The sequence below is a fragment of the Streptomyces sp. LHD-70 genome (assembly GCF_031157275.1).
In the GTDB taxonomy this organism is placed as follows: domain Bacteria; phylum Actinomycetota; class Actinomycetes; order Streptomycetales; family Streptomycetaceae; genus Streptomyces.
The window spans coordinates 588,195-600,158 of sequence record NZ_JAVIFW010000001.1 but is presented as its reverse complement, the minus strand read 5'-3'; the positions used below and the strand labels follow the sequence as shown (position 1 = coordinate 600,158).

Below are 11,964 nucleotides of genomic sequence, written 5' to 3'. Positions count from 1 at the left end.
TCAGAAGTGCGTGCCGCCGTCGATGCGGATCTCCGTACCGGTGATGAACCGGCCGTCGTCCGAGGCGAGCATCGCGACGACGGAGGCGACCGTCTCCGGCCCGGCGAAGCCCTCGCCGAGCGCGGGGGCGAGCTTCACGAAGAGGCTCATGTCGGCGTCGTCGGGCAGGCCGGGGCCGATGCTCCGGCGGCTGGCGCCCGAGCCGTCGGTCATTCCGGAGGAGATGGATCCGGGCTGTACGGCGGTGAAGCGGATGCCCTGCTTCCCGTACTCGCTCGCGAGGGCGTGGGTCATCGACTGGATGCCGCCCTTGCTGGCCGCGTACGCCGCCATGTACGGGTGGGCGAACATCGCCGAGGTCGAGCTGAAGTTGACCACCGCCGGGCCCTCGCCGCGGAGCAGCGCCGGGATCGCCTCGCGGATCACCAGGAACGTGCCGGTGAGGTTGACGGCGATGACCTGGTTGAAGGCGTCCAGGGTCGTCTCGTGGGTGTGCGAGGAGCGCAGGATGCCGGCCGCGTTGACCAGGGCGTCCAGTCCGCCGAGCGTCTCCACGGCGGAGGCGACACCGGCGCGGACCGCGGCCTCGTCGGCGATGTTCAGGACCAGGGTGGTGAGCCGCTCCGCGTCCGCGCCGGCCTGCGCGACGGTGTCCTTCAGGCCGTCCTCGCTGATGTCGGCGGCCACCACGCGCCCGCCCTCGGCGAGCATGCGGACGACGGTGGCCTGGCCTATCCCGGATCCCGCGCCGGTGACGAGGACGCGGCGGCCCGCGTAGCGATCGAGGTTCTGCATGACCTGCTCCCTGCTGTGTTCTTCCGGCGGTTCCTTCTTCCCCCTCGCAGAGTACGCCCACATGGCACGTTTTGCCATCATGGCGATGCATGCCACAGAGGCATTAGGGGCAGGGCAGGAGGCGTACGCTTCCGGCGTGAGCACCTCTTTGACCGAGCGCCGCAAGGCCGCCACGCAGCTGGAGATCGCGCACGCCGCGGCCGAGCTGTTCACCGAACTCGGCCCGGACGCCACGACGACCGAGGCGATCGCGGGCCGCGCCGGTGTCGGACTGCGCACCTTCTACCGGTACTTCCGCAACAAGCAGGACGCCGTGGGCCCGCTGCTCGCCGTCGGCGGTGAGCAGTGGCGCGCCCGCCTCGCGGCGACGGAACCCGGCACCCCGCTGCCCGAGGCCCTGCACGCGGCCGTCGCGGACGCCCTCACGCCCACCGACGACGCCGCGGTCGACGGGCTGCGCCAGACCCGCGGACTGCTCCGCGCCGCGGCCGAGGACCCGGCGCTGCGGGCGGTCTGGTACCGCGTGAACCAGGAGTCCGAGGAACAGCTCAGGCCGGTGCTCGCCGCCCTGCTCGGCCCGGACGCGGAACCGCTGCGGGTCCGCCTCGCGGCGGCCGCGGCGACGGCAGCGATCCGGATCGCGCTCGAGACCTGGGCGGAGCGGGAGGACGCGGACGTACGACACCCGGGCGCACCCGCGGAGCTCGCCCTGCGCTGCCTGCGGGAGCTCATGCCCGGCTGACGGGCCGCGCCTCGAAGAGGTCAGGGCCCGCGCCTCCGAGGGGGCAGGGCTCGCGCCTCGGAGGGGTCAGAGGGAGCGCCCCATGAGTACGTCGTCCACGTACTCCCCGTCCATCAGGAACTCCCCCGGCAGCACGCCCTCCACGACGAAGCCCTCCGTCTCGTAGAGCGCGCGGGCCGGGGTGTTGTGGCCGAGCACGCGGAGCGTGATGCGGTGCGCCCCCTGCTCGCGCGCCAGCGCGCAGGCCGCTCTGATCAGCGCGCGACCGAGGCCCCGGCCGCGCGCACGGTCGGCGACGGCCAGGCCCTGTATCTGCCGCACATGGGCGTTGACGGCGAGCGGGGTGGACGGCACCAGGCGGACGTAACCCGCTATCGCGTCGTCGACCACGCCCACGAGGAAGTCGTCCGGGGTGTGCCGTTCGTCGAAGAACGACCCGTCCGGCTCGGGCCTCGGCGTCACGGCGTGCAGCCGCGACCAGGCCTCCCGGTCGAGCGCGGCGAGCGCACTCTCGTCGGACGGCTGGGCGGGGCGGATGCGGGCGTCGTCGAGCGGCATGCCCGCCAGCGTAGAACCGGGCACTGACAGTCCGGCCGGGCGGCGGAGAAACGGCCCGGCCATAGGTGCCGACTCCCGTCCTCTGTGGGCAGGATGGGCCCCATGGACGCCACACAGCGCATCGTCATCGCGGGCGCATCCGGCCTCATCGGTTCGGCCCTCGCGCGCTCGCTCGTCGCGGACGGACACCAGGTGCTGCGCCTGGTCCGCCGGCCCGCCGAGACCGCCGACGAGGTCGAGTGGGACCCGAAGCGCAGCCGCATCCGCGCGGCGGCGCTCGCCGGCTGTGACGCGGTGGTCAACCTGGCCGGGGCCGGCATCGGCGACCACCGCTGGACGGACGCGTACAAGCGGGAGTTGCGGGACAGCCGCGTGCTCGGCACCGCCGCCCTCGCCGAGGCCGTGGCCTCCCTGGACACCCCGCCCCGGGTCTTCCTGAACGGCAGCGCGGTCGGCTACTACGGCGACACCGGCGACCGCGCGGTGGACGAGACCGCCCCGGCGGGCGACGGATTCCTGTCGTCCGTGTGCGTGGAGTGGGAGGAGGCGGCGGGCCCGGCGGTGGACGCCGGGGTGCGCACCGTGTTCTCCCGCACCGGCCTGGTGGTCGCGCGTGAGGGCGGCGCCTGGGGGCGGATGTTCCCGCTGTTCAAGGCGGGCCTCGGCGGCAGGCTCGGCGACGGCGGGCAGTACTGGAGCTTCATCGCCCGGCACGACGAGGTGGCCGCGCTGCGCCATCTCCTCGACACGGACTCGCTGTCCGGGCCGGTCAACGTGACGTCGCCGCACCCGGTGACCAACCGCGAGGTGACGGCCGCGATGGGCCGCGCCCTGCACCGGCCGACCCTCTTCCCGGCGCCCACGCCCGCGCTGCGCCTGGTCCTCGGCGAGATGGCCTCGGAGGTGCTCGGCAGCCAACGCGTCCTGCCCACCCGGCTCTTGGAGTCGGGCTTCCGCTTCGCCTTCCCGACGATCGACGACGCGGTACGGGCAGCCCTGCGCTGAACCACCGCCGGGCCAGCCGCAAGTCTCAGTCGTCGGCGCGAAACCGGCCACGCCCCGATGCGCCCCCGGCGTACGCCTGAATGAGGTGTACGCGATCGAATGCGACCTCGTGCGACCGTGCTCGGTGCATGCGCGACTGCACCTGACCGAAACCCCTCCTAACCTCGTGCCGAACTCGGGTATTCCTGGGTCGAGTTGGGGCATCACGACCCCAGCAGCCGCAACCTCGGGGAGGGGCACGTGCATGAGCCCGCGGAACAGGCGGACGTCGTCATCGTGGGAGCCGGGCTCGCCGGGCTCTCCGCCGCCCTCCAGCTGACCGAAGCCGGGGTGAGCACCGCCGTCCTGGAGGCGGCCCCCGCTGTCGGCGGCCGGATGAGCACGGAACGGATCGATGGATTCCGGCTCGACCGGATCGGCCGTCTGCTCTCCACAGCCGATCCCGAACTGCGCCGCATCCCGGCCCTGGACACCCTCGCGCTGCGTACGTTCGCGCCGGGCGTCCTGGTCCACAGCGGTGGCCGCCTCCACCGCACCTGGGAGGCCGGGAGCGCCCTGAGCGCCGCACTCAGCGGCCGCCGGAGCGCGAGGGGCGCACGGGGCGCACTCAGCGCCGCGCGTGCGCTGGCCGGTACGCCACGGGCGCCGCTCCCCGCGCTCCGCCCGCAGCGCGCCCGCCCCGCCCTGAGCGGACCGCTCGACCACGCCCGGCTCGGCGCCGCCCTGACCCGGCTCGCCGCCACCCCCGTGGACCGCCTGCTCACCCGGCCCGAACTGTCCACCGCCCAGGCCCTGTCGACGCGCGGACTGCCCACCCGTACCGTCGACGGCTTTCTGCGCCCGCTGCTCGCCGCGCTGCTCTGCGACCCGGACCTGGAGACGTCCAGCCGCTGCGCCGACCTCGCGCTGCGCGGCTTCGCCCGGGGCCGGCTCGGTGTGCCCGCGGGCGGCGCCGACACCCTGCCGGCCCTGCTCGCGGCCGCGCTGCCGCCGGGCACGGTGCACACCGGGGTGAAGGCGGTGGAGGTCGCCACCACCTCCGTACGCACCGCCGACCACGGTGAACTGCCGTGCCGTTCCGTGCTGTTGGCGACCGGGGCGCGGCAGGCCGCCGAGCTGTTGCCCGGCCTGCGGATGCCGTCGTTCCACGCGGTGACCGTGTTCCACCACAGCGCCCCCGAACCGCCGCTCGCCGAGCCCGCGTTGCTCCTGGACGCCGACCGCTCGGGTCCCGTCGCGCACACGGCGGTGATGAGCGAGGTCGACCCGTCCCGGGCCCCCGCGGGCCGCGCCCTGATCACGTCCGTGGTCCTCGGGCCGCCCCCGGCCGAGCGCGAGGTGCGGTCCCAACTCGCCCGGCTCTACGGCACGTCCACGGCCCACTGGGACCTCCTCGCCGTCCACCACGACCCGGAGGCCGTCCCCGCGATGCCCGTCCCGCACGACCCGCGCCGCCAGGTCCGGATCCTCGCGGGCCTGTACGTGTGCGGCGACCACCGGGACACCAGCACGGTGCAGGGTGCGCTGCACTCGGGGCGGCGGGCGGCGCGGGCGGTGCTGCGGGATCTGGGGGTTGCGCCGCGGGCGGAGGCGGTGCGGGTCGCGGCGTAGTCGCCCTGCGGGCGGCTTTCCCTCCTGTCGGGCTCAGCCGATCGCCGCCACCCGGTCCCGGTACCCCCGCACCGGCATCGCGTCGCGATAAGGCTCGAGCCTCCGCTCGAAGTCCCGTACGTACTCAAGGGCGCGAGCCGACCGCATCTCCGAGGCCTGCTGGGCCGCCTCCGCGCCGAGCGCGCAGGCCTGGTCCAGCTCGCCGAGGCCCAGGCGGGCGGTGGCCAGGACGACCCGGCTGAAGAGGCGCGAGCGGGCGAACGCGGGCGCGCGCAGATGCAGGGAGCGCTCCGCGTGCTGCGCGGCCGCCCGGTACTGCTGCAGGTCGCGGTGGCAGTGCCCGAACTCGTCGGCGAGCTGCGCCTCGTCGAAGAACCGTGCCCAGTGCGGCACTTCGTCGCCGGGCCGGGCGGCTTCGAGGGCGCGTTCGGCCCGTACGAGAGCACCCGTGCAGGCGCGGACCTCGCCGAGGACGCCGTGTCCGCGTGCCTCCACGGCGTGCAGCAGCGCCTGCACCACGGGCGGCGCCGCCGCGCCCACGCCCTGCTGCGCGACCCGGGCGAGCTGCACCGCCTCCCGCCCGTGCCCGAGATAGACCGCCTGCCGGCTCATCGTGACCAGCACATAGCTGCCGTACGCCCGGTCCCCCGCGGCCTGTGCGAGCCGCAGCGCCTGGACGAAGTACCGCTGCGCGAGTCCGTGCGCCGCGATGTCGTACGAGGTCCAGCCCGCGAGCCGGGTCAGGTCGGCGGCCGCCGCGAAGAGCCGGCGCCCGGTCTGCTCGCCGTACACCCCGCGCAGCATCGGCTCGGCCTCGTGCTCCAGGTACCGCACGAGGGCCTGGCGGGCGTGGCCGCCGCCGTAGGCGTGGTCGAGGGCGCGGAACAGTTCGCCGACGGAGCGGAGCGCCGCGATGTCGCCGCCGGTCACCTTCTGGCCCGGGCCGCGCTCGGTCTGGGAGCGCTGCCGGGGCACGGAGGCGCGGCCCTGGACGGGGACCCGGGCGCCGTTCGCCGGCTCCCCCCGGCCGACCCGCTCGTCGGCGCGGCCGATCAGCCAGTCCCTGCTGGGCACGACGAGACCGGCCGGGGTGAAGGCGATCTTCTGCAGCTCGGCGTGGCTGCCGGAGTCCTTGCGCCACAGGCCGCTGACGATGTCGACGGCCTCCTCGGGCGAGCCGGCGAACTCCAGGCCCGCGTAGACCGGGGCGCAGGCGTCGAGCCCGAGGTCCTGGGCGGAGAGGCGGCGGCCGAGTCTGCGGGTGAAGACCTCGGCGATCAGGGCGGGCGTCGTGCCGCGGGGCTGCTGGCCGCGCAGCCAGCGCGTCACGGAGGTCTTGTCGTAGCGCAGGTCGAGTCCGTGCTCCAGGCCCAGTTGATCGACCCTGCGGGCGAGCCCCGCGTTGGAGAAGCCGGCCTCGGCGATCAGCGCGGCTAGTTGGCGGTTGGGCGTGCGCTGCGGGGGTCGATCCGTCATCGGCTCTGCGGTCTCCTGCCTTCCGGGCCGGGGTGCAGCCCTCATGGAACGGCGCGAATTTAGCGGCCGTCGGCGCCCTCATCGCAGCCTCGGCCTCGCATTCATCCGATCGTGTGAGGATTGGGCGAGGATGTGACGGGTTTCGGCCGCCACGGGCGACTCGAACGGGTTGCGCGCCGGGTCGTACAGTGGCTCGGGGCGCGAAACGTGCACGGTGAAAGTTTTCAGGGAGGCGCTTGCCGTGAGTGAGCTGCGATTCGTACGTCTGGGCTTCGGCCCGGACAAGGTCGACTACGTGGAGGCCTGGGAGGAGCAGCGCCGGGTGCACGCCGCCCGCTTCGCCGACGAGGTGCCCGACACCTGTCTGCTCCTGGAGCACCCCTCCGTCTACACCGCGGGCCGCCGTACGGCCGACAGCGAGCGGCCGCTCGACGGCACCCCGGTCGTCGACGTGGACCGCGGCGGCAAGATCACCTGGCACGGTCCCGGCCAGCTCGTCGGCTACCCGATCCTGAAGCTGCCGCGCCCGGTGGACGTCGTCGCGCATGTGCGCCGCCTGGAGGAGGCGCTGATCCGCGCGTGCGCCGAGTTCGGCGTGGAGACCAGCCGGGTCGAGGGGCGCAGCGGTGTGTGGGTGCTCGGCGATCCGGTGGAGCAGCGCCTCGGCGGGCTCTCCCTCGACTTCGATCCGAGGCTGCAGGACGATGAGTTCGACCCGCGGATGAACGGCCCGGAGTACGCGCCGTCCAACGCGGGCCAGCGCCGGGAGGACCGCAAGCTCGCCGCGATCGGCATCCGCGTCGCCAAGGGCGTCACGATGCACGGCTTCGCGCTGAACGTGAACCCGGACAACACCGAGTTCGACAAGATCGTGCCGTGCGGGATCCGCGACGCGGGCGTCGCCTCGCTCGCGAACGAGCTGGGCCGCGACCTCACCATCGACGAGGTCCTGCCGGTCGTCGAGAAGCACCTGCGGGACGTACTGGCGAACGCGGAGCTCAAGCCGCGCGAGGTCGTCCGCGAGAAGGAACCCGGGCAGGCACCGGAGCCGGAGCCCCAGCCGGCCGTCTGAGCGGAGGAAACGCCGCAGGGAATGCAGGCCACCGTCCACAGGTTGGCCGCACTGAAGAGCGTACGAACAACGGGCGTACCCTGGTGTACGCCGAAGAATCGAAGCTGTAGGGAGCCGGTCGTGTCCGCAGTCGCACCCGACGGACGCAAGATGCTGCGCCTGGAGGTCCGCAACAGCCAGACCCCCATCGAGCGCAAGCCCGAGTGGATCAAGACCCGGGCGAAGATGGGCCCCGAGTACAAGGACCTGCACAACCTCGTCAAGAGCGAGGGCCTGCACACCGTGTGCCAGGAAGCGGGCTGTCCGAACATCTTTGAGTGCTGGGAGGACCGCGAGGCCACGTTCCTCATCGGCGGTGACCAGTGCACGCGGCGCTGTGACTTCTGCCAGATCGACACGGGCAAGCCGCAGGCCCTCGACGTCGACGAGCCGCGTCGCGTCGGTGAGTCCGTCGTGAAGATGGACCTGAACTACGCCACCATCACCGGCGTCGCCCGCGACGACCTGGAGGACGGCGGCGCCTGGCTGTACGCGGAGACGGTGCGCCAGATCCACGCGATGACGGCGGAGCGCGAGGCCGGGCAGACGAAGGTCGAGCTGCTCATCCCCGACTTCAACGCCGAGCCCGACCAGCTGGCCGAGGTCTTCTCGTCCCGCCCCGAGGTGCTCGCGCACAACGTGGAGACGGTGCCGCGGATCTTCAAGCGGATCCGCCCCGGCTTCCGCTTCGAGCGCTCGCTCAAGGTCATCACCGAGGCCCGCAACGACGGCCTGGTCACGAAGTCGAACCTGATCCTCGGCATGGGCGAGACCCGCGAGGAGATCAGCGAGGCGCTCCAGCAGCTGCACGACGCGGGCTGCGAGCTCATCACGATCACGCAGTACCTCCGCCCGACCGTGCGCCACCACCCCGTGGAGCGCTGGGTCAAGCCCCAGGAGTTCGTGGAGCTGAAGGAGGAGGCCGAGGAGATCGGCTTCTCCGGTGTGATGTCCGGGCCGCTGGTCCGCTCCTCGTACCGCGCGGGCCGGCTGTTCAAGATGGCCGTCGAGAAGCGTGGTGAGTACGCCGCCTCGCAGGCGGTGTGAGCGACGGGTGAGCCGCGGCCCCTCAGGCCGTGTGAACTCCCGCACAAGTGATTACTGGCCGGTATCGGCTGCGACGACGCGGTCCGTACGGTCCCCGCAGGTGGGGGCGCCGTACGGACCGCGTCTAGTTTTCCGGGCTCCGCATCAAGGCTTCATAGGTGTTTGACCGGCCCGCCATGCGCTGGTAACACCAATCTGTGACGCTGGCACTACGCCACGTACCCCCCGCGCACTTCCCGCTCCGTCCGGTCTTCCAGAGAGGGACCCGCCATGCAGGCCGCGCCCGTACGCGCCACCGCCATCCCTTCCGTCACCGACGCTCTGCGCGCCGTCGAGTCGCTGCTGATGGGCAGCGGCCAGCGCACCGCCCGCCGTAACGCGTGGTCCTCGGTCGTGGAGGACCGGCGCCGAGCCAAGGACCGGGTCGAGGCCCAGCGGGTGCTCGAGGCGGCCAGTACGGCCCGCACGTCGTAGTCCGTTCGAAGGGCACGTAAACTTCCAGTTATGGCGAGGAAGGACGACGCAGCGAGCGCTGCGAACCCAGGGCGGCTCAAGCAGATCGCTCTCACTTACAAGATGACCCGGCGGGCCGACTCCAAGATCGGTCTCGTTCTAGCCGCAGTGGGAATCGTCACCTTCGGTGTCCTTCTCGGAATCGGCCTCCTGATCGGATACCCGGTTTATCTGGGCATCCTCGGCGTGCTGCTCGCCTTCCTGGCGATGGCGATCGTCTTCGGCCGCAGGGCCGAGAAGGCGGCGTTCGGGCAGATGGAGGGGCAGCCCGGTGCGGCGGCCGCGGTGCTCGACAATGTCGGCCGCGGCTGGACCACGACCCCGGCGGTGGCGATGAACCGCAGCCAGGACGTGGTGCACCGCGCGGTCGGCAAGGCCGGCATCGTGCTGATCGGCGAGGGCAACCCGAACCGGCTGAAGGGGCTGCTTGCGGCGGAGAAGAAGAAGATGGCCCGGATCGTCGTCGACGTACCGGTGCACGACTTCATCGTCGGCAACGGCGAGGGCCAGGTCCCGCTGAAGAAGCTCCGCACGACGATGCTGAAGCTCCCGCGCGTGCTCGCCGGTCCGCAGGTCACACAGACCAACGACCGCCTCAAGGCGCTGGGCGACATGATGAGCAACATGCCGCTGCCCAAGGGCCCGATGCCGAAGGGGATGCGGATGCCCAAGGGTGGGCCCAAGATGCGGTGACGCTGGCCGCTTTGGCTTGCGGGGTTTTGCCTGTACGTCGATGGGGCGCTGGGAACTTGATCGGTTCCCGGCGCCCCATCGGCGTATGCGGATGTTTTCGTGCGGTCGGCTCGCTTGCCCTTGATCGCCCTTCGGGCTCGTCCTCAAGCGCCGGACGGGCTGAATTGGCCCCCGCCGGGCCGGAACGCGAGCGCCGGACGGGCTGGATTCAGATGCGGACCTGGATCGCCTTGGCCAGGCGGTCGTGGAGGCCGCGGCCGTCGCGGTCCCAGATCAGGGCCGGGATGGCGAGGCACAGGAGCAGGCTGCGGAGCAGTACGCGGCCGAGGCCCAGGCGGCCGCCGTTCTCGGCGACCACGCGCAGGCCGAACAGGCGCTTGCCCGGGGTGGAGCCGACCGTGCCGACGGTGAGCACGCTCAGGACGAGGAAGATGCCGAGGGCCCAATTGCCCATCGTCTGCTGGTTGCCCTGAGCGAAGAGGCCGTATGCGATGAGCATGCACCCGGCCCAGTCGACGACGACCGCTCCGAAGCGGCGGCCGAGCGGGGCGATGGCGCCGGGGCCCTCCTCGGGCAGACCCAGCTGCTGGCCCCGGTAACCGAAGTCGGCGCCCATGTCCTCGGCCGCCTGGCGGGGGCCGGAGAGCCACGATCCGATTGCCTGTCTGTTGTCCACCCGTCCACGGTACTGCGCCCCCTTTCGCACCCCGGAGGCCGGGTCGTGGATGAGCGCGCGGCTCGTCGTTCGGTTAACTTCGACGAAACAAATGGGTCATGCTTGAGAAATCCCCCGTCCTTATGGTCAGGACCAGCGTGTGCCACCGCACTGGCCGCACTCAAGCGAGACATCCCCGGCTCCACCCCGGACCGGGAGTAGGAGGAGCCGGATGTTCCAGAACGCCGACGATGCCAAGAAGTTCATCAAGGACAATGACGTCAAGATGGTCGACGTCAGGTTCTGCGACCTCCCGGGCGTGATGCAGCACTTCACGATCCCGGCGACGGCGTTCGACCCGTCCGAGGAGCTGGCCTTCGACGGCTCGTCGATCCGCGGCTTCCAGGCCATCCACGAGTCGGACATGGCGCTGCGCGCCGACCTTTCGACGGCTCGCGTGGACCCCTTCCGCCGCGACAAGACGCTGAACATCAACTTCTTCATCCACGACCCGATCACGGGCGAGCAGTACAGCCGTGACCCGCGCAACATCGCGAAGAAGGCCGAGGCGTACCTCGCGTCGACCGGTATCGCCGACACCGCGTACTTCGGCCCCGAGGCCGAGTTCTACGTGTTCGACTCGGTCCGCTTCGAGACCTCCGCGAACCAGGGCTTCTACCACATCGACTCCGAGGCCGGCGCCTGGAACACCGGTGCGGAGGAGAACAACCGCGGCTACAAGGTCCGTTACAAGGGCGGCTACTTCCCCGCCCCGCCGGTCGACCACTTCGCCGACCTGCGCTCGGAGATCTCCCTGGAGCTGGAGAACTCCGGCCTGCAGGTCGAGCGCCAGCACCACGAGGTGGGCACGGCCGGCCAGGCCGAGATCAACTACAAGTTCAACACGCTGCTCGCCGCGGCCGACGACCTGATGCTCTTCAAGTACATCGTGAAGAACGTCGCCTGGCGCAACGGCAAGACCGCGACCTTCATGCCGAAGCCGATCTTCGGTGACAACGGCTCGGGCATGCACGTCCACCAGTCGCTGTGGTCCGGCGGCAACCCGCTCTTCTACGACGAGCAGGGCTACGCGGGCCTCTCGGACACCGCCCGCTACTACATCGGCGGCATCCTCAAGCACGCCCCGTCGCTGCTCGCGTTCACCAACCCGACGGTGAACTCGTACCACCGCCTGGTGCCCGGCTTCGAGGCCCCGGTCAACATGGTGTACTCGCAGCGCAACCGCTCCGCGGCCATGCGTATCCCGATCACCGGCTCGAACCCGAAGGCCAAGCGCGTCGAGTTCCGTGCGCCGGACCCGTCCTCCAACCCGTACCTGGCCTTCTCGGCGCTGCTGCTCGCCGGCCTGGACGGCGTCAAGAACAAGATCGAGCCGGCCGAGCCGATCGACAAGGACCTGTACGAGCTCGCTCCCGAGGAGCACGCCAACGTCCAGCAGGTCCCGACCTCGCTCCCCGCGGTCCTCGACGCCCTGGAGGCGGACAACGAGTACCTGCAGCAGGGCGGCGTCTTCACGTCCGACCTGATCGAGACGTGGATCGACTACAAGCGCACGAACGAGATCGCCCCGATCCAGCTGCGCCCGCACCCGCACGAGTTCGAGCTGTACTTCGACCTCTAAGCCGCGCCTGCGCCACTGAGGGCCGCCATCCCGATTCGGGGTGGCGGCCCTCGCGCGTTGCGGTGTGGCGCACATCGGCCGCATCGAACACCGGCCTCAAGTCCGCGGTATCAGCG

At 71.6% G+C, this 11,964-nt stretch carries 12 protein-coding genes; 8 read left to right on the top strand and 4 right to left on the bottom strand.

Features of this window, described 5'->3' with window-relative positions; all coding sequences use genetic code 11:
- On the bottom strand, positions 1-795 hold the full coding sequence (locus RCO28_RS02710) for an SDR family NAD(P)-dependent oxidoreductase (RefSeq protein ID WP_308939266.1): 795 nt from the start codon (positions 793-795) through the stop codon (positions 1-3).
- A gap of 85 nt (positions 796-880) precedes the next feature.
- Here RCO28_RS02710 and RCO28_RS02705 point away from each other — a divergent pair, with 85 nt between their 5' ends.
- Positions 881-1,537: a TetR family transcriptional regulator gene (locus RCO28_RS02705; RefSeq protein WP_308939675.1), complete on the top strand. Its 657-nt coding sequence runs from the start codon at positions 881-883 to the stop codon at positions 1,535-1,537.
- 66 nt (positions 1,538-1,603) lie between these two features.
- Here RCO28_RS02705 and RCO28_RS02700 read toward each other — a convergent pair whose 3' ends face one another.
- A complete protein-coding gene (locus RCO28_RS02700) occupies positions 1,604-2,095 on the bottom strand; it encodes a GNAT family N-acetyltransferase (protein ID WP_308939265.1) in 492 nt (163 codons plus the stop codon).
- Positions 2,096-2,197: 102 nt separating this feature from the next.
- Here RCO28_RS02700 and RCO28_RS02695 point away from each other — a divergent pair, with 102 nt between their 5' ends.
- The gene (locus RCO28_RS02695) at positions 2,198-3,100 is read left to right on the top strand and encodes a TIGR01777 family oxidoreductase (RefSeq protein ID WP_308939264.1); all 903 of its coding nucleotides are present in this window, start codon (positions 2,198-2,200) and stop codon (positions 3,098-3,100) included.
- 240 nt (positions 3,101-3,340) lie between these two features.
- Entirely contained in the window at positions 3,341-4,711 is a 1,371-nt protein-coding gene (locus tag RCO28_RS02690) for an FAD-dependent oxidoreductase (protein WP_308939263.1), read from the top strand.
- Between the two features lie 33 nt (positions 4,712-4,744).
- Here RCO28_RS02690 and RCO28_RS02685 read toward each other — a convergent pair whose 3' ends face one another.
- On the bottom strand, positions 4,745-6,187 hold the full coding sequence (locus RCO28_RS02685; protein WP_308939262.1) for a regulator: 1,443 nt from the start codon (positions 6,185-6,187) through the stop codon (positions 4,745-4,747).
- Between the two features lie 241 nt (positions 6,188-6,428).
- On the opposite strand from RCO28_RS02685, the gene lipB reads away from it, so the two are divergent.
- The 4 genes from lipB to RCO28_RS02665 all read left to right on the top strand — a co-directional run bounded on the left by lipB (position 6,429) and on the right by RCO28_RS02665 (position 9,551).
- Positions 6,429-7,259, top strand: a complete 831-nt coding sequence (lipB, locus tag RCO28_RS02680) for a lipoyl(octanoyl) transferase LipB (RefSeq protein WP_308939261.1) — start codon at positions 6,429-6,431, stop codon at positions 7,257-7,259.
- A gap of 120 nt (positions 7,260-7,379) precedes the next feature.
- Positions 7,380-8,345, top strand: coding sequence for a lipoyl synthase (gene lipA, locus RCO28_RS02675; protein WP_308939260.1), 966 nt, complete (start codon positions 7,380-7,382; stop codon positions 8,343-8,345).
- Between the two features lie 270 nt (positions 8,346-8,615).
- Positions 8,616-8,819 (top strand): hypothetical protein, encoded by a 204-nt coding sequence (locus RCO28_RS02670; protein ID WP_282539106.1) that lies wholly within the window; start codon positions 8,616-8,618, stop codon positions 8,817-8,819.
- 30 nt (positions 8,820-8,849) lie between these two features.
- Entirely contained in the window at positions 8,850-9,551 is a 702-nt protein-coding gene (locus tag RCO28_RS02665) for a DUF4191 domain-containing protein (RefSeq protein ID WP_308939259.1), read from the top strand.
- A 208-nt stretch (positions 9,552-9,759) separates the two neighbouring features.
- Here the strand turns inward: RCO28_RS02665 and RCO28_RS02660 are convergent, their stop codons facing one another.
- Complete coding sequence (locus tag RCO28_RS02660) at positions 9,760-10,227, bottom strand: RDD family protein (RefSeq protein WP_308939258.1); 468 nt, start codon at positions 10,225-10,227, stop codon at positions 9,760-9,762.
- A 211-nt stretch (positions 10,228-10,438) separates the two neighbouring features.
- On the opposite strand from RCO28_RS02660, the gene glnA reads away from it, so the two are divergent.
- A complete protein-coding gene (glnA, locus tag RCO28_RS02655) occupies positions 10,439-11,848 on the top strand; it encodes a type I glutamate--ammonia ligase (RefSeq protein WP_308939257.1) in 1,410 nt (469 codons plus the stop codon).
- Positions 11,849-11,964 lie beyond the last annotated feature (116 nt).